Here is a 17809-nt window from a genome sequence, read left to right as displayed (position 1 = left end):
CTCGTATATTCAATGTCCTAAGTGAAATTTTTAGGCCAGTTAATCACACACAATACTTCCTAATTGTAGAGAATCTTTGTAAACCTTTACAAAACCTTAATATTCACGTTTATAGCAATGATGTCTTTTCCTAATTTAACCTTATTTTAGGTAGATGAAAGAGGGATGAATGTACGTAATTAATTGACTTGTGACACTATTTGAAGTATATTTGTGTTAATATGCGCAAAAGTAACAACTAAGTCTTACTCTAGCAATTCTGGATTTTATATCTTAATTGATGGAGAAGAAAGAGTTCTTGCTTTGCTACAAACAATATATAGGCAGCTTATTTAAATAAAGAAAATAAAAGATAACTTGTGGATGAGTTATCTATACATACTTGAGTTGAATTGAAGCCTACAGTAGTTATAAATTCTTTTACATTATTTTAGAAAGGATAATGGAAGGATTTTGCTATTGTAGGCTTTTTTGTTGTGAAATTTGATTAAATAAGGAAATAAATTTTTAAAGTGGGGGACGTGCAATGTTAAGTATGAGTTTCGTTTTAACAATATTTTTTATAACACTTGTCATTGCTATACTGAGTGGATTGTTATTTTTAAACCAATCAGTACCAATTAAATACATAAACATACATTTATATCTTGTTTTTTTACCAATAATTATTGGCATCATAGGTTTGCTTACTGTTAAAGATAGAGAACAAATCGGTCCGTTTACCTTAGATCATCTTGCGTGGTTGATGGGAAGTTTTATTCTAGTTTTAGGATTTATTATTCAAAAGTTCTCAGCTCGTTATTTAATAGGTGATCGTAACTATCGCAAATATTTTCCATTATTTACGTTGATTACATCATTTGCATCTGTAGCGTGGTTGAGTGGTGATTTAAGGTTAATGGTTCTGTTCTGGGGGGCAACGCTGTTATCTTTAACATTACTCATTCGTGTGAATCGTTCATGGAAAATTCCACATGAAGCAGCTAAAATTTCTGGAAAATCTTTTGCATTAGGATGGTTCGCATTACTAGTTGCAGTTGTCTTATTATTCGTTAGTACTGGAGATTGGCACATCAATATCGCTTCATCTTACGACAATACTATTAATAGTGGGATGAAATTCATTATTGATATTCTTATTGTCATAGCAGTGATTGTTCCTGCAGCTCAATTTCCGTTTCAAAGCTGGTTAATTGAATCTGTAGCGGCGCCTACACCAGTTTCGGCAATTATGCATGCTGGAATAGTTAATGCTGGAGGAATTATTTTAACGCGTTTTTCGCCTGTTTTTGACAATTCATTCGCGATTACAATTTTGCTTATTATCGCTAGTGTTTCAGTATTATTAGGTTCAGGAATCAGTTTGGTACACGTTGATTACAAACGACAGCTTGTAGGTTCTACGATGAGCCAAATGGGCTTCATGCTTGTTCAATGTGCGTTAGGTGTTTATTCAGCGGCTATTATACATTTGATTTTACATGGGGTTTTTAAAGCTACATTATTCTTACAGTCAGGTTCTGTAGTGAAACGCTTTAATATCCCAACTCCACCGAGTGCCAAGCGTTCGTATAGTTGGGTCGTGTTAGGTCGTCTATTAGCGATCGTGATTGCTGTAGCATTTTGGTTAAATAGCGACCGCAGCCCGTATGAAATTATCAGTGCCTTAATATTAGCTTGGTCCCTTATGGTGTCATGGAATCAAATGGTAGCATTTAGTCGAGGTTTAATAGGTAGAGTTGTCGGCGTCATGATGATTGTTATTGTTGCGATCGTGTATATTATTACTCACCATTATTTCTATAATACTTTAAATACCGTTTATATGCATATTGCACACCCACCAGTGATAAGCATCATTATTAGTATTATCATCCTTGTCTTAGGAAGTATTCTCAGCATTTGGGTTGCTCGACAAAGAGATTCTAAAGCATTCGCAATATTGTATTTATGGCTTGTTAAACTAGGTGAAGCCAAAGCGCAGTCTATTGAAAGTCATCCAACTTATTTGAAAAAATATTTGTAAAGGGAGAGAAAGGTTATGACTCAACATCAACAAGATATGAATGAAATAGTATCACGTGCTAAACGTGTCATTACCCCCTTATCACCAATTTCAATTTTTGCAGCTCGTAACCCGTGGGAAGGTCTCGAGGATCGTACATTTGATCAGGTTGCACTGTGGTTAAAAGATGTCAGAGATATTGATATCTATCCCAATCATGCTTCTATTCAAGCAGCAATTGATAAAGGGGAAATTGATACTGAAGTATTTGATGACCTTTTAAAGAGAGAGTTAGATACGTATGACAGTTCGCTTTCTGAAAATGAAATACTTTCATATATCAATAATGCTAAAAGTGTGCCACATTTGAGCGAAGATGATTTCTCTGATGAAAAACATGCAAAATTAGAGAAATGGATAAAACACAATTTCAAAGAATTTGAAACTACAAAGATTGTGAGAGCGAAGAGTGCCGACCGTCTAAACGTACATGGTGAGACACTTATCGATATTTTGGATGCACATATGATTAAATGGTCAAAATTATATATTGATGATTTTCAATCAAGTTGGACAATGCCTCAACGTGATAAAGGTTTTTATACTGCATGGTTACACTTGGCCCAATATGATCCAATGTTTAAGAAGGAACAACGTCAAAAAATTAAAGGATTACCACACAATGCGAATGAAGCGATACACCAAGCATTTAAACAGCTAGCAATTAATGAAGAAAATCAGCAAGCGTATATAGAAAGTCATTTATTATCACTTCCTGGTTGGGCGGGAATGATGTACTACCGTGCAGAGAAAAATGAACATGAAAAAGATTTACTTACCGATTATATTGCTATTAGATTGTCTATGGAGGCATTGCTCCTTAACAGTCAATTTGATACGACTTCGGCCCAACCTTTTCATATTAAAAAGGGCTTAGAGTTACTCCGTTCGTTGTTATTGAATAGTCAAATGACAGTTGATGAATGGTTAGACTTACCTGAGTCAAAACAACATGATTATTTAAAATTAGTTCAAACGTTTAACTCAGCATATTTTCAAAAACTGTGGCTTGAAGCATGGGAAGAAACGCATGAACGCGAATTAGTTGAAAAAATTTATGATTCATCATCTGAAGCCAATGATAAGCAATCCACACAAGTTCAACTAGCATTTTGTATTGATGTACGCTCTGAACCTTTTAGACGTCATTTAGAAAGTGAAGGTCCTTTCGAAACAATAGGAATTGCTGGGTTCTTTGGATTACCAATTCAGAAGGAAGCACTTGATGAACAATTTACGCATAATTCTTTACCAGTTATGGTAGAACCAGCTTATAAAATTAAAGAATACGCTGAACGCCACGAGTTAAATATGTATAATCAACAACAACGTTCGGTTACATCGATGTTTTACACGTTTAAACTTATGAAGCATAATGTGTTACCAAGTTTATTATTACCTGAATTAAGTGGACCATTCTTGAGTATTAGTACGATTGCTAATACAATTTTACCGAAAAAAGCGTATCAATTTGTCAATCGTTTTACGAAAAGATGGCTTCGCAAACCTGAAGCAAAATTAACAATTGAACGAGAACATGGACAATATTCTGAATTACCTGTTGGATTTACGTCAGAAGAACAAATTCAGTTCTCCAAAAATGCACTACAATTGATGGATTTAACGAAAGATTTTGCACCGCTTGTCGTTTTAGGAGGTCACGGAAGTGAATCACATAATAATCCGTATCATGCAACTTTAGAATGCGGTGCTTGCGGAGGGGCTTCAAGTGGATTCAATGCAAAATTATTAGCTACGATGTGCAATATGCCATCCGTAAGAGAAGGTTTAGCTCAAGAGGGTATTCAAATTCCTGATGAAACGGTCTTTATTGCTGCTGAACACAAAACATCAGTTGACGATCTAGAGTATATTTATGTGCCGGAATTAACCGAGGCTGCACAGCATGCATTTGATGAATTGAAGACAGCAATGCCAAAAGTAAGCTATAAAGCAAACTTAGAACGATTAGCTCATTTGCCAAGTATAGATCGCCATCATAAAGACCCTGTTGGAGAAGCCCGTCGCTATGCGAGTGATTGGAGTGAGATACGACCTGAATGGGGATTAGCTAAAAATGCAGAATTCATTATTGGTAAGCGAGAGATTACTGAAAATAGTGATTTAGAAGGGCGTGCGTTTCTACACAATTATGATTGGTCTAAAGATAATGATGGCCAAATATTAAATACGATCATTTCAGGCCCTGCATTAGTTGCACAGTGGATTAACTTACAATATTATGCATCAACTGTTGCACCTCATTTTTATGGAAGTGGGAATAAAACTACGCAATCTGTTACATCAGGCGTTGGTGTGATGCAAGGGAACTCTAGTGATTTAATGTATGGGTTGCCTTGGCAATCTGTAATGGCTGGTGATAATGACATGTACCATTCACCGATACGACTACTCGTTGTTATTCAAGCGCCTGATTCACACATTCAACGTTTGCTCAATGAAAATAGTCATTTTCGTCAGAAAGTAGATCATCATTGGGTAAGACTTGCAAGTATCGATGAGCATAACAGCTGGAAAGATTGGTAATTCTAGCGTCGTTCATCGAAAATGCAAAAAAATGATCACTAAAATAAGTAGATTTCGGAAATATCTAGAATAATGTTAAACTATAGATAATCAAGAAATAGGAGCAGTCTAGGTATGAAAAAGACTAAAGGTATTTATGAAGCCGAAATCAGTAAAGCCATAACACAGTGGGAAAAAGACTTTCTAGGAAGAGGTTCGTTATCTGTAAAAACGGATATTTTGCGTGATATGGTCATTATCAATTTGCAAGGTATATTAACGCCAGCAGAATATCGTGTATGTAAGACAAATGAAGGTTTGTTAAATATCAAACGCACACGTTCTGAACTTGTTGAATCAGGCCAAGAAGATTTAAATAATATTATTTATGATTTAATAGGGTTAAAAGTTGTGAGCTTTCATAGTGATTTAAGTACCGTAACTGGTGAACGTGTGATTGTCTTTAAGTTAGAAGATAATTTTGAAAAAAGAATGAACCAATAAGTTAAAGATGACAGTGCTATCCATGGGGTAGTACTGTTTTTATTATAAATGGAGTAAATAATTGAAATATACAATTAATCGATAACACACGCCCATTAAATTAGGAATAATGACCATCGTGGCTATTAACTTTTCAGATTTGAATGCAAATACACATAAAAGGATAGGTATAATATACAGAATAAATAACCATAATAGTAAAGTATCAAAATTAGGATGGAAAGGTATGAAAAATCGGATAAGTGTGATGATGAGGGCAATATAAATGAGTATTCTCCTATCTTTCAAAGTCCGTCCTCCTTATGTCGACATCAGTGTGTGTCATAGATATAAGCTACATTATACATTAAAATATATGCGATATGTATGAAATTTTAATGTTAAATGAGTGTCTGGTGGTTAATTTGATTCGAGGGACAGTTTGAAAAAGGAAATCATTTGAATTTGGTGTAGAATGGGAGACGATAAATAATTGTTAGAGTAAATTGATTGATAAAGTGTAGCTTAAGGCGCATGATTTTGTTAGACAATAGTGTGATTTTAACAAGTGATAGAAAATGCGTTTAAAGCGTGAATAAGAAGTTAATCCTCTTCTGACACAACGTAGAGAAACAGGTGTTAATATGGAGTATGAAAAATTAGGTTCTGCAAAAATAACAATTTCATTATTTATTATCGCATTTATTATTTTTAGTTTTATGATGAGTGGCGTTTTGACGCATAATCATTTTCTGAAAATGATAGATATGTCCTCTTTAGAGTGGTTTACACACTATTTTGGTAACCCCCAGAGGATATATGAAGACGGTCTATTTAATTGCTATATGACGTTTTGTGCAACCATTGGTGATGTAGGTGCAATGCTGAAATTGACGCTCATCCTCGTTGTACTATTATTTATTTTTAAAAATAAATCTCAAGCAGTTTGGGTATTGTTAGTAATGACGACAGGTACGTGGATAAATTATTTGATTAAACAAACCGTGGGAAGACAACGCCCGTTGAGTCATTTAAACATTGATTCAGGCTTGTCTTTCCCTAGTGGTCACTCAAATGCGAGTACCTTATTCATTATTATCATCGTGATTGTAGTTATTCCGATGTTAAAAGGAAAAATTGCTCAAATACTTGTAGCTACAATCTCAACAATGTTATGGATAAGCATTTTGTTCTGTAGAATGTATTTTCACGCACATTACTTTTCAGATGTCATTGGTGGCGTGAGTTTAGCTGTATTATGGGTATTACTCTTTGTAATGGCTTATCCTTTATTTACTTTATGGAGAAACGATAAAAATTAAAGTGATTTAAGGAGATTGGATAATATGGAAAATGATAAAGCACTGGTACTAGGTGGCGGTGGTATTACTGGTATGGCATGGGAAGCTGGCGTGCTAGCAGGTTTAAATGATAGCAATATTGATGTATCTACAGCAGATGCAATTATAGGCACTTCAGCTGGTTCATTCATAGGTGCTGTATTAGCGAATCAAGAGGATATGAAATCATATTATTTAGAATTACCATCACAAATTAGTTCGGATGATCGTGGTGCGATGAGTTCAGATTTATATCGCCTCTGGCAAAATGCATTTGTCGTTGGTAAAGATGATCCTGTCAAAGTAGGACAGATGCTAGGTGATATCATCTATACACACCCTTCTAAATTACCACTCGATAAACGTATGCATGCCATTAGACAGCGCTTAGGTAATGTAGAGTGGACAGATAATCTAATTATTACTGCGATTAATGCTAAATCAGGTCAACTTGCTACATTTAATAAACAAAGTCACATTGCATTAGAAGAAGCGGTCGGAGCTAGTGGAGCTGTTCCAGGTTTATGGCCACACATTCGTGTACTCGAGCAAGATTGGATTGATGGAGGAATGACGTCACCAGCAAATGCAATGATTGCCAAAGATTTCAAGAACATTATGATTATAGCGCCATTAGCTGATGGCTACGGTAATCTCCCTAGTGTGAAAGATGATGCGAAAGTGTTAGATGAAAATAGTAGCGTCATAACCATCACGCCTAATAGCGAAAGTCAAAATGCTATTGGAGAGAATATTTATAGTCCTGACAATATAATTGATATCGGGCATGCTGGATATGAACAAGGTATGCAAGTCGCAAAAGAAATCAGACAACATCATCCTGCTTGGATTGAGTAGTCAATTTTAATTACAAGATTGTCCGGTACGCAATGCTCAGAATGAGTTGAAGGTTTTGAGACTGCCTTCTTAGTGAAGGGGGTCTTATTTTAAAAAAATAGCAATTTAAGTAGGAGTGAAATAGAGAAGTGAAGATTAAAGCACCTCAATCAATTTATTTGAAAGGAGATCGTCATCAAGCGATACTCTTGTTACATTCATTTACAGGTACTGTGCGCGATGTGAAGCATCTAGCAACCACGTTAAATTCGCAAGGTTTCACGTGTTATGTTCCTAATTATCCGGGGCATGGTTTGCCCTTAGATCAATTTACACAATATGATATTGATGATTGGTGGAATGAAGTTAAAGATGCTTACCATTTCCTAGAAAATGAAGGTTACCAACATATCAGTGCAACAGGTGTTTCTTTAGGAGGTTTATTCACTCTTAGATTGGCCGAACAATTTGATTTAGAGCGTATCGTTGTCATGTCTGCCCCACATAAAAAAGGTGAAAGTGGCATTGCTAAAAGAATTGAAAAATACGGACAAAGAATGAATCAAATTTTAAACTTTGATGATGAAGAACAACTTAAACAAATGAATACGATTCACGACTACAATCATCAAATTGAACTATTTCAAAAAGTTATTGAAGATATCATGACACATCTTAAAGACGTTAAAGTGCCAAGTAAGATGATGTATGGTGAGCAGGATGATGAGGCGTATGCCCTAAGCGCACAATTTATTTATGATCATTTAGGTACTAGTAATAAAGAATTGAATTCCTTTGCGCAATGTGGTCATCTCATGACACATGGTAAAGGACGAGATGAATTAGAACATGAAATTGTTCAGTTTTTCAGACAATAAATAATTAAATTAATCATTTTTAGAGGAGATGAAGTTTATGAAACGTACTTTTTTACTCACTTATACAACTATTTCAGGTAAAATATATACTGAATTTAAAACTTTTGAAAATGGCCCCGATTACGACACATGTGTGCGACGTATTATAGATGAATTTGATGAATTACCATACCTTTTTATTAAAAAAGATGTTGTTCATTATATTAATGTAGATCACATTGAAAGTTTAGATATCGAAGAAGTCTCTGAAGGTCAAAATATAGTTTATGGATTGAACGATGAATAAAATGATTTCGAAATATGGAAGTCTTACAAACATTTAAAAATAATTAAATCTAATTATTCTGACAATCTATAGGCACATTGCACTTAAAATCAACTCATGATAAAGTGGGATTTAAGTATAAAAACACTTTAGCGCTTTAAAGGGAGTTGGTAATGTGAGTAATCAATCACAGTGGAAGACATCTACCGGTTTTATCCTAGCTAGCGCAGGTTCTGCAATTGGATTAGGTGCAATGTGGAAATTCCCGTACATGGCTGGAATATATGGCGGTGGCGCATTCTTATTTATGTTTTTGATTTTCACAATATTTGTAGGGCTTCCGTTATTAATTATGGAATTTACTGTAGGGAAAATGGGGCGCACATACACGACCCAAATTTACAGTAAATTAACTGGTAAAAAATGGCTAAATCTTATTGGATGGAATGGGAATTTAGCTGTATTTATATTATTTGGTTTTTATAGTGTTATCGGTGGTTGGATTATTATTTATATGGGCAATGTGATTTTACAAGCACTTTCTTTTAAATCCATTTCCTTAACTGATATTAAATTTGAAGAAATTATTAGCAATCCTTGGCTCACAGTACTAGGGCAAGGAATTTTTATCTTTTTAACAATGATTATTGTGATGCTCGGTGTTGAAAAAGGTTTAGAGAAAGCATCAAAGATTATGATGCCTCTATTATTTATATTTTTATTAATTATAGTGGCTAAATCTTTAACTTTAGACGGTGCGCTAGAGGGCGCGCGCTATATTTTACAACCGAGATTACATGACATCTCAATGCAAGGTATTTTATTTGCCTTAGGACAGTCTTTCTTTACTTTATCTCTAGGTACAACTGGTATGATTACTTACGCGAGTTATGCCCCTAAAGAAATGACGATTAAATCTTCAGCAGTTTCAATTGTTATAATGAATATTTTAGTTTCTGTGCTAGCAGGTTTAGCAATTTTTCCTGCTTTAAAAACTTTCGGTTATCAACCTCAAGAGGGTCCAGGGTTACTATTTAAAGTTTTACCTTTAGTTTTTAGTCAAATGCATTTTGGGGCAATTTTTTACTTCATCTTTTTAGTATTGTTCTTATTTGCAGCATTAACATCTTCCATTTCATTACTAGAGTTAAATGTTTCAAACTTTACTAAAAATGATAACCGTAAACGTAAACCTGTTGCCTTAATAGGGAGCTTATTAGTGTTTGTCATTAGCATACCGGCGACACTTTCATTTAGTAGTTTAAGTGGTGTGAAATTTGGGGCAGGTACGATTTTTGATAACATGGATTTTATCGTTTCAAACATTCTCATGCCTTTAGGCGCTTTAGGAACAACATTAGTTGTTGGTCAGTTATTAGATAAAAAGCTGTTGAAAGAAAACTTTGGCAAAGATAAGTTCAAATTATTTTCACCTTGGTATTATCTTATTAAATTTGTAATGCCAGTAGTGATTATATTAGTATTTATCGTTCAATTAATATAAAGTTTAGATGCAAAAATTTAAACGTCAAAAATAAAAGCTCTAAGACATTTTTCTCATTTGAGAAATCGTCTTAGAGCTTGTTTTTTAATTAAAGTAAGCATCAAGATATTCTTTATCTAATTTGAGTAATTCTACGAAATCATCTGACATAATTTCTTCGCTTAACTCAATATTTTTATCTAGGATAAAATGTGCTAATTTTTCATTTTCGTCACTGGAATCAAAGAAATTTTTAGCATTATCAACGATATCATCATCACTGTAAATGATGAGTGCTCTACCATAAGGTAAATCACGTTTGCCACGTTGGTATGCGGGCTCCAATAAACTCATCACTTTAGCGCCATCTTTATAACTAAATGCCGCATCTAAGTCGCTCTTTACTTTGTCGTTAATGTTGGATAAACGTTCTTTTTCAGGCTGGTTATCTGGGCGGAATTCATCTTTTAGATAATCTTTCCAGTCACTTAAACTATTTTTGATCTTTTGTTCTAACTTCACATTCTCGTCTGATTTTTTATTCTCACTTTGTTTCAGTTTCTCAATATCTTGTTTAATTTCATCAAATGAAATTAAATCTTCTTTAGTTAAATTGCTCTTATCGAATTCTTCATAATGACCTGTGACATTCATATTAGGTTCTCCTTCATCATCTGTATATTACTCTCTTAATTACCCCGTTATCTTCTAGATATAAACATAATTAAGTAATGCATTAAGTTAAGAGAATATCATAATGAGTTTACCTACAAGTTATTTTGAAGGGTGTACGTTATCTAATTCAACTTGTTGTTTTTGTAATTCGTCTATAAGTTTTTGAGGCATTGAAGCGTTTCTTATAGCTACATTGTCAAATGCACAATTTTTAAATTTAACATTTTCAAAAGTGGCATTGTCGACTTCAATATTTGTAAATTTAATGTTCTTAAACACTGTATCTGTCATTTTGACGTTGCGAGCGAGGTTGTCTTCGAATAATATATCTTGAAATGTAAGATTATTAAGAACTGTTTCATCAAATGATGTATTTACAAAGGTTGAATCTTTGTATAAGTCTTTATAAAAATGGACGCTTTCAAAGATGCAATTGTTAAATCCACATGTAATGAATTTAGTATTAGAAATGGCTTTAATATTTTTGAAAATGCCTTCGTTAAAATTACAGTTTTTGAAACGACTTTTGTTAACTTCTAATTCGTCATACATTGAATTTCTGAAATTTGAAGATGTATGGCGAAGGTTTTTAAAGTTTTCCTTCGTAAATACAGATAAAGATAAGTCCTGTTTTGTCATAAATAATAATCTCCTTTAGCCTAATTATTGGTATCAAATTTTGCTCTCAATAATGTAGTCAATGTATATTCATTTATTAGTATTCATGACTATGATAACATGTTGACCATTTATTCACATACGATTGAAGTTTAATAGGATTTATAAAAATTTTATAACTAGTAAATGCGTTTATATGATTCGTTTTCACGTATTTCATTCATTTTAGAAAATTGCAAAAGCGAACAGTTTCAGTTATAATTCATACCTGTTAAGTAAGAATTATAAAGATAGAAAGTAGGTTATGTTCAAACCACTCATCATGCGTTGGTTGAACAAGATAAATTATGATTGCTTATGACTTGATAGGGCAAACACCACTTGTATTATTAGAAAGCTTTAGTGATGAAAATGTAAAAATATATGCCAAATTAGAGCAATTTAATCCAGGTGGCAGTGTGAAAGATCGATTGGGTAAATATTTAGTAGAAAAAGCTATTGAGGACGGGCGTCTCAAAGAAGGTGGCACCATTGTTGAGGCTACTGCTGGAAATACTGGTATTGGACTTGCAATTGTTGCGAACCGGTACAAGGTTAAATGTGTCATTTATGCGCCGGAGGGCTTTTCCGAAGAAAAAATTTCAATTATGAAAGCATTAGGTGCAGATGTAAGGCGCACACGTAAAGCTGACGGTATGATTGGTGCACAAAAAGAAGCTAAAACATACGCTGAAAAATATGATGCTTTATATATGAACCAGTTTGGCACTGAAGATAATCCGGGTGCGTATACACATACATTAGCTAAACAACTTACAGACCAACTACCTCGTATTGATTATTTTGTGGCAGGTGTAGGTTCGGGAGGCACGTTTACTGGCGTGGCACAACATATGAAACATTATAATGTTAAAAATTATATTGTTGAGCCTCAAGGTTCTATTTTAAATGGCGGTCCGATGCATGCCCATGCAACAGAAGGTATTGGTGCAGAGAAATGGCCCACATTCTTAGAAAAGGATTTAGTAGACGGAATATTTACAATTACAGATAAAGATGCATTTAATAATGTAAAACTGATTGCCAATAAAGAAGGGTTATTAGTAGGGAGTTCTTCTGGCGCTGCATTACAAGGTGCTTTAGAACTTAAGAAACGCATTAACGAAGGCGTTATCGTCACAATCTTTCCAGATGGTAGTGATCGTTATATGTCAAAACAAATTTTCAATTATAAGGAGCGTAACGACAATGAATAAAAAAACGCAAATGATTCATGGTGGACATACTACAGATAATTATACAGGGGCAGTAACAACACCGATTTATCAAACAAGCACGTATTTACAAGATGACATCGGCGATTTAAGACAAGGATATGAGTATTCACGTACAGCAAATCCTACGCGTGCTTCATTAGAGAGCGTGATTGCTGATTTAGAGCACGGTAAACATGGCTTTGCATTTGGTTCAGGTATGGCTGCGATCAGTGCAGTCATCATGCTTTTAGATAAAGGGGATCACTTAATTTTAAATTCAGACGTTTACGGTGGCACATATCGTGCATTGACTAAAGTATTTACACGTTTCGGTGTAGAAGTGGACTTTGTTGATACAACTCACATCGAAAATGTAGAAAAATACATTAAGCCAGAAACTAAAATGTTATATATAGAAACACCTTCAAATCCACTTTTACGTGTCACTGATATTAAAGCGTCTGCTGAGATTGCTAAAAAACATAATCTAATTTCAGTTGTAGATAATACATTTATGACGCCTTATTATCAAAATCCTTTAGACTTTGGCATTGATATCGTATTACATTCTGCCACAAAATATATTGGTGGACATAGTGATGTTGTGGCCGGTCTCGTTGCTACTGCTGACGATGAATTAGGAGAACGTCTTGGTTTTATTTCTAATTCAACAGGAGGCGTACTTGGACCGCAAGATAGTTATTTATTAATAAGAGGGATTAAAACATTAGGTTTACGTATGGAACAAATTAATCGTAATGTGGATGGTATTGTAAAAATGCTACAAAGCCATCCATCAGTTCAACAAGTGTTCCATCCAAGTATTGAAAGTCATTTGAATCATGATATTCACCAATCTCAAGCGAGTGGTCATACAGGCGTCATCGCATTTGAAGTTAAAGATACAGAAGCTGCTAAACAAGTGATTCATGCAACACAATATTTCACTTTAGCAGAAAGCCTTGGCGCAGTTGAAAGTCTTATTTCCGTGCCGGCACTAATGACACATGCTTCTATTCCTGCAGATGTACGTGCTAAAGAAGGTATTACTGATGGTTTAATTCGCTTATCCATCGGTATTGAAGATACAGAAGACTTAGTGAATGATTTAGAAGCTGCTTTAGACACATTAAAATAGAATTTATATTTTGCGAGCTATCCTTACTTTTGTGTGAGGGTAGCTTTTTTAGTTGGAGAGATGTTATCAGTGTCATTCAATTGCTAAAGAGAGTAGTTATTAGAATATTAATTAATTTTCGGAAAATTAAAAAAATAGTATTGACGATGTTGTGACAATTCAATATAATTCAAATATTCAGATAAGTATAATCAGAATTGATGAGGGTGAGTCGAATTGATTGAATTTCGCAATGTGAATAAGGTCTTTCACAAAAAGAGAGAGACAATACATGCTTTGAAAGATGTTTCATTTACGATAGACGAACACGATATATTCGGCGTCATTGGATACAGTGGTGCTGGTAAGAGTACATTAGTCCGACTTGTTAATCAACTTGAGACGGTTACAGATGGTCAAGTCATCGTGGATGGACATGAGATTGCTACATATAAAGAAAAAGATTTACGTGGAATTAAGAAAGATATTGGAATGATATTTCAACATTTCAATTTATTAAATTCTAAGACAGTTTATAAAAATGTTGCTATGCCTCTCATTTTAAGTAAGAAGAGTAAAAGCGAGATTAGAGAGAAAGTTATTGAAATGTTGAAGTTTGTAGGGTTGGCGGATAAGAAAAATCAATTTCCAGATGAATTGTCTGGAGGTCAAAAACAACGTGTGGCGATTGCACGTGCATTGGTAACAAATCCTAAAATATTACTTTGTGATGAGGCGACGAGTGCACTAGATCCAGCGACGACAAGTTCAATACTCAAGTTGCTAAGTAATGTCAATCGCACATTTGGCATTACGATTATGATGATTACACATGAAATGAGCGTTATACAGAAGATATGTAATCGAGTAGCTGTTATGGAAAATGGTGAAGTCGTTGAGATTGGAACGGTTAAAGATGTCTTTAGTCATCCTCAAACGAGTACAGCTAAGAACTTTGTTTCAACAGTCATTCGTACTGAACCTTCGCAAAGTCTACGTGAGTCATTTAACGACCGTGATAGCGAAGATTACAGTGATTATAAATTATTCTTAGATGCGAAACAAATTAAGCACCCTATATTAAATGAATTAGTGCATGATCATCAACTCAATGTGAATATTTTATTCTCATCTATGTCAGACATTCAAGATGAGACCGTGTGTTACATGTGGATACGCTTTGAACATGATGAACAATTTAAACGTTTTAGTCCGGAAGCGTATTTCTCCCAACACCACATTCAATTTGAGGAGGTGCAATAAATATGTTTGGTTCAAGTTTAGACGCATCACAATTATTTCAAGCTTTATATGAAACGTTATACATGGTTACGGTGGCGCTTATCATTGGTGCGCTCATTGGTATACCACTAGGCATCTTGTTAGTGGTTACACGGAAAAATGGAATATGGCCCAATATCGTTTTGCATCAAATTTTAAATCCTATCATTAATATATTGCGCTCTATCCCGTTTATCATTTTATTAATAGCGATTGTACCATTCACGAAATTATTAGTGGGAACATCAATAGGTACGACGGCAGCAATTGTACCGTTAACCGTTTATGTTGCACCTTACATAGCCCGTTTGGTTGAAAACTCTCTACTAGAAGTAGATGAAGGTATTATCGAAGCGGCAAAAGCGATGGGTGCGTCACCATTTCAAATTATACGCTACTTTTTATTACCTGAAGCATTAGGTTCACTTATTTTAGCCATAACCACAGCTGTGATTGGATTGATTGGTAGTACAGCGATGGCTGGTGCTGTAGGTGGTGGAGGTATAGGTGATCTTGCATTAGTATACGGATATCAGCGTTTCGATACGATGGTTATTATCATCACGGTTGTTGTATTAATTATTATCGTACAAATCATTCAGTCATTAGGTAACTTTATTTCGAGATTAATTCGTAGAAATTAAGTACTTAATTATATATTGATAAAACTTATTTTTAGGAGGCATTTTGCGAATGAAGAAAATAATTGGATTAATTATAGCGGCAGTTATCGTCTTAGCTGCTTGTGGCGGGAATAATGATAAAAAAGTAACGATTGGCGTGGCTTCAAATGATACCAAAGCTTGGGAGAAAGTAAAAGAATTAGCCAAAAAAGATGGTATTGATTTAGAAATCAAACACTTCTCTGATTATAATGTACCGAATAAAGCTTTAAGTGATGGAGATATTGATATGAATGCCTTCCAGCACTTTGCATTTTTAGATCAATATAAAAAGGCGCATAAAGATGCTAAGATACAAGCTTTAAGCACAACAGTTTTAGCGCCCCTCGGTATTTATTCTGACAAAGTTAAAAATATAAAAGATGTTAAAAAGGGTGCACAAGTAGCAATTCCAAATGATGTTTCAAACCAAGCGCGTGCACTAAAACTATTAGAATCAGCAGGTTTAATTAAACTTAAAAAGAATTTCGGATTAAATGGCACTACGAAAGATATTGAAAGTAATCCGAAAGACCTTAAAATTAAAGCGGTAGATGCGCAACAAACTGCACGTGCATTATCGGACGTTGATATTTCAGTTATCAATAATGGTGTTGCTACTAAAGCTGGAAAAGATGCGAAGAAAGATCCGATTTACTTAGAAAGTGCTAGTTCAGATGCTGTAAAACCGTATATTAATATTGTAGCTGTAAATTCTAAAGATATGGATAACAAAACGTATAAAAAAATTATTGACTTATATCATTCAAAAGAAGCACAAAAAGCACTTAAAGAAGATACTAAAGACGGTGAGAAAATAGTAGATTTATCCCAAAAAGAAATTAAAGATATTGAAGATGAATTAGCTAAAAAATAATAACGAGTACGCTTAGCTTAAATGCATAACTGGTAACAAAGACTTATACTTTGTTGCCAGTTTTTGTATGTTTGCCCTGATATGTATATAGACACAATGAAAATTAAATTTGTTTAAAATGCTCTATTTTCTCAATTCATTTTGTATTTAGGAAAACTTTTTAAATAGAAGAAAAATTATATTCGAAAGGGTACATAACTGAATTGAAGGGTATAATTTACGAATTTGTAATACAAATGACATTGTAATTCAAGAGAATGTATATTAATTTTAATAGGTATAAGACATCTTAATGGAGCCCTATTATTTAAAAGTAATAATATTTGTAATCAGAATGTCATCAAACGCAAACATCGTGTACATAATTTAGGAGTATAATGTGCGTGTATTATAAAATTCGGGGATAGAAAAAAGACAAGTAGAGGAGGATTTTAAGTGCAAAAAAAATATATTACTGCCCTTATCGGAACAACTGCAATTAGTGCATTAGCAACTACGCAAGCGCATGCGGCTACAACGCATACAGTAAAAAGTGGAGAATCAGTATGGTCAATTTCTCACAAATACGGAATTTCAATAGCTAAATTGAAATCACTTAATGGCCTAAAATCAAACTTGATTTTCCCTAATCAAGTACTTAAAGTATCTGGATCATCGTCTAGTACAACAAAATCTAGAGCTACATCTAATAGTGGTTCAGTATACACTGTTAAAGCAGGAGACTCATTATCATCTATTGCTGCTAAATATGGCACAACTTATAAAAAAATCATGCAATTAAATGGTTTGAATAATTATTTAATATTACCAGGTCAAAAATTGAAAGTATCTGGTTCAGTATCAAATTCGTCAAGTAGCTCTAAAGCTAGTAAGTCGAAGAGTACTGGTCGTACTTCAACATATACTGTTCAATATGGTGATTCATTATCATTAATTGCAAGTAAATACGGCACTACATACCAAAAAATCATGAGTTTAAATGGACTTTCTAATTTCTTCATTTATCCTGGACAACAATTAAAAGTGCCAGGTGGTGGTAGTGGAAGTTCAAGTAATTCATCTGCTGGTAAATCAACTTCAAGCGGTGGTTACTATACACCTGTTTTCTATCATCAAAACCTATACACTTGGGGACAATGTACTTGGCACGTATTCAACCGTCGTTCAGAAATTGGGAAAGGCATTAGCACATATTGGTGGAATGCGAATAACTGGGATAATGCAGCAGCTGCAGATGGCTATACAATCGATTACAATCCAACAGTAGGTTCAATCGCTCAAACTGATGCTGGTTACTATGGACATGTTGCGTTTGTAGAACGCGTAAATAGCGATGGTAGTATTTTAGTTTCAGAAATGAACTGGAGTGCAGCACCTGGTTACATGACATATAGAACAATTCCAGCATATCAAGTTAGAAATTATAAATTTATTCACTAAATAAAT

The 17809-nt window shown here is 34.2% G+C and carries 17 protein-coding genes; 14 read left to right on the top strand and 3 right to left on the bottom strand.

Annotation, left to right across the window (positions count from 1 at the left end):
- Nucleotides 1-526 precede the first annotated feature (526 nt).
- The 3 genes from JMUB898_RS12150 to JMUB898_RS12140 all read left to right on the top strand — a co-directional run bounded on the left by JMUB898_RS12150 (nucleotide 527) and on the right by JMUB898_RS12140 (nucleotide 5095).
- The gene (locus JMUB898_RS12150; RefSeq protein WP_037541793.1) at nucleotides 527-2026 is read left to right on the top strand and encodes an NADH dehydrogenase subunit 5; all 1500 of its coding nucleotides are present in this window, start codon (nucleotides 527-529) and stop codon (nucleotides 2024-2026) included.
- Between the two features lie 15 nt (nucleotides 2027-2041).
- Entirely contained in the window at nucleotides 2042-4612 is a 2571-nt protein-coding gene (locus tag JMUB898_RS12145) for a DUF2309 domain-containing protein (RefSeq protein WP_002445219.1), read from the top strand.
- 114 nt (nucleotides 4613-4726) lie between these two features.
- Entirely contained in the window at nucleotides 4727-5095 is a 369-nt protein-coding gene (locus JMUB898_RS12140; protein WP_002445221.1) for a Na-translocating system protein MpsC family protein, read from the top strand.
- Between the two features lie 42 nt (nucleotides 5096-5137).
- Here the strand turns inward: JMUB898_RS12140 and JMUB898_RS12135 are convergent, their stop codons facing one another.
- Nucleotides 5138-5383: a hypothetical protein gene (locus JMUB898_RS12135; RefSeq protein ID WP_080981431.1), complete on the bottom strand. Its 246-nt coding sequence runs from the start codon at nucleotides 5381-5383 to the stop codon at nucleotides 5138-5140.
- Between the two features lie 335 nt (nucleotides 5384-5718).
- Between JMUB898_RS12135 and JMUB898_RS12130 the strand changes: the two genes are divergently transcribed.
- From JMUB898_RS12130 to JMUB898_RS12110, 5 genes are all read left to right on the top strand, one after another.
- Complete coding sequence (locus JMUB898_RS12130) at nucleotides 5719-6396, top strand: phosphatase PAP2 family protein (protein ID WP_002445224.1); 678 nt, start codon at nucleotides 5719-5721, stop codon at nucleotides 6394-6396.
- A gap of 24 nt (nucleotides 6397-6420) precedes the next feature.
- Nucleotides 6421-7272, top strand: a complete 852-nt coding sequence (locus JMUB898_RS12125; RefSeq protein ID WP_044466965.1) for a patatin-like phospholipase family protein — start codon at nucleotides 6421-6423, stop codon at nucleotides 7270-7272.
- Between the two features lie 128 nt (nucleotides 7273-7400).
- Nucleotides 7401-8129: an alpha/beta hydrolase gene (locus JMUB898_RS12120; protein WP_002445227.1), complete on the top strand. Its 729-nt coding sequence runs from the start codon at nucleotides 7401-7403 to the stop codon at nucleotides 8127-8129.
- Nucleotides 8130-8166: 37 nt separating this feature from the next.
- Entirely contained in the window at nucleotides 8167-8415 is a 249-nt protein-coding gene (locus JMUB898_RS12115; RefSeq protein ID WP_037541794.1) for a hypothetical protein, read from the top strand.
- Nucleotides 8416-8569: 154 nt separating this feature from the next.
- The gene (locus JMUB898_RS12110) at nucleotides 8570-9898 is read left to right on the top strand and encodes a sodium-dependent transporter (protein WP_002445233.1); all 1329 of its coding nucleotides are present in this window, start codon (nucleotides 8570-8572) and stop codon (nucleotides 9896-9898) included.
- Nucleotides 9899-9982: 84 nt separating this feature from the next.
- Here the strand turns inward: JMUB898_RS12110 and JMUB898_RS12105 are convergent, their stop codons facing one another.
- A complete protein-coding gene (locus tag JMUB898_RS12105) occupies nucleotides 9983-10531 on the bottom strand; it encodes a hypothetical protein (RefSeq protein WP_002445234.1) in 549 nt (182 codons plus the stop codon).
- Nucleotides 10532-10651: 120 nt separating this feature from the next.
- Nucleotides 10652-11191 carry a pentapeptide repeat-containing protein gene (locus JMUB898_RS12100; protein WP_002445235.1) on the bottom strand — a complete coding sequence of 180 codons (540 nt, stop codon included), beginning with the start codon at nucleotides 11189-11191 and terminating at the stop codon, nucleotides 10652-10654.
- 326 nt (nucleotides 11192-11517) lie between these two features.
- Here JMUB898_RS12100 and JMUB898_RS12095 point away from each other — a divergent pair, with 326 nt between their 5' ends.
- From JMUB898_RS12095 to JMUB898_RS12070, 6 genes are all read left to right on the top strand, one after another.
- Entirely contained in the window at nucleotides 11518-12426 is a 909-nt protein-coding gene (locus JMUB898_RS12095) for a PLP-dependent cysteine synthase family protein (RefSeq protein ID WP_002445236.1), read from the top strand.
- Nucleotides 12419-13564 carry a bifunctional cystathionine gamma-lyase/homocysteine desulfhydrase gene (locus tag JMUB898_RS12090; RefSeq protein WP_002445237.1) on the top strand — a complete coding sequence of 382 codons (1146 nt, stop codon included), beginning with the start codon at nucleotides 12419-12421 and terminating at the stop codon, nucleotides 13562-13564. Before JMUB898_RS12095 ends, JMUB898_RS12090 begins: the two co-directional genes overlap by 8 nt.
- Nucleotides 13565-13780: 216 nt before the next feature.
- A complete protein-coding gene (locus JMUB898_RS12085; protein ID WP_044466964.1) occupies nucleotides 13781-14806 on the top strand; it encodes a methionine ABC transporter ATP-binding protein in 1026 nt (341 codons plus the stop codon).
- A gap of 2 nt (nucleotides 14807-14808) precedes the next feature.
- The gene (locus tag JMUB898_RS12080) at nucleotides 14809-15468 is read left to right on the top strand and encodes a methionine ABC transporter permease (RefSeq protein WP_002445240.1); all 660 of its coding nucleotides are present in this window, start codon (nucleotides 14809-14811) and stop codon (nucleotides 15466-15468) included.
- Nucleotides 15469-15517: 49 nt separating this feature from the next.
- Entirely contained in the window at nucleotides 15518-16363 is an 846-nt protein-coding gene (gmpC, locus tag JMUB898_RS12075) for a dipeptide ABC transporter glycylmethionine-binding lipoprotein (RefSeq protein WP_002445242.1), read from the top strand.
- Between the two features lie 435 nt (nucleotides 16364-16798).
- Nucleotides 16799-17803, top strand: a complete 1005-nt coding sequence (locus JMUB898_RS12070) for a LysM peptidoglycan-binding domain-containing protein (protein WP_002445244.1) — start codon at nucleotides 16799-16801, stop codon at nucleotides 17801-17803.
- Nucleotides 17804-17809 lie beyond the last annotated feature (6 nt).

It is taken from the genome of Staphylococcus caprae (genome assembly GCF_003966625.1).
Lineage (GTDB): Bacteria > Bacillota > Bacilli > Staphylococcales > Staphylococcaceae > Staphylococcus > Staphylococcus caprae.
Note: the sequence above shows the minus strand (reverse complement) of the source record. Positions and strands in the feature narration are given on the sequence as shown.

What these genes read in the sequence shown, in the direction of transcription:
- JMUB898_RS12150 (WP_037541793.1), top strand. Translation starts at nt 527, where the DNA reads ATGTTAAGTATGAGTTTCGTTTTAACAATATTTTTTATAACACTTGTC.
- JMUB898_RS12115 (WP_037541794.1), top strand. Translation starts at nt 8,167, where the DNA reads ATGAAACGTACTTTTTTACTCACTTATACAACTATTTCAGGTAAAATA.
- JMUB898_RS12125 (WP_044466965.1), top strand. Translation starts at nt 6,421, where the DNA reads ATGGAAAATGATAAAGCACTGGTACTAGGTGGCGGTGGTATTACTGGT.
- JMUB898_RS12140 (WP_002445221.1), top strand. Translation starts at nt 4,727, where the DNA reads ATGAAAAAGACTAAAGGTATTTATGAAGCCGAAATCAGTAAAGCCATA.
- JMUB898_RS12145 (WP_002445219.1), top strand. Translation starts at nt 2,042, where the DNA reads ATGACTCAACATCAACAAGATATGAATGAAATAGTATCACGTGCTAAA.
- JMUB898_RS12105 (WP_002445234.1), bottom strand. Translation starts at nt 10,531, where the DNA reads ATGAATGTCACAGGTCATTATGAAGAATTCGATAAGAGCAATTTAACT.
- JMUB898_RS12090 (WP_002445237.1), top strand. Translation starts at nt 12,419, where the DNA reads ATGAATAAAAAAACGCAAATGATTCATGGTGGACATACTACAGATAAT.
- JMUB898_RS12130 (WP_002445224.1), top strand. Translation starts at nt 5,719, where the DNA reads ATGGAGTATGAAAAATTAGGTTCTGCAAAAATAACAATTTCATTATTT.
- JMUB898_RS12095 (WP_002445236.1), top strand. Translation starts at nt 11,518, where the DNA reads ATGATTGCTTATGACTTGATAGGGCAAACACCACTTGTATTATTAGAA.
- JMUB898_RS12080 (WP_002445240.1), top strand. Translation starts at nt 14,809, where the DNA reads ATGTTTGGTTCAAGTTTAGACGCATCACAATTATTTCAAGCTTTATAT.
- JMUB898_RS12100 (WP_002445235.1), bottom strand. Translation starts at nt 11,191, where the DNA reads ATGACAAAACAGGACTTATCTTTATCTGTATTTACGAAGGAAAACTTT.
- gmpC (WP_002445242.1), top strand. Translation starts at nt 15,518, where the DNA reads ATGAAGAAAATAATTGGATTAATTATAGCGGCAGTTATCGTCTTAGCT.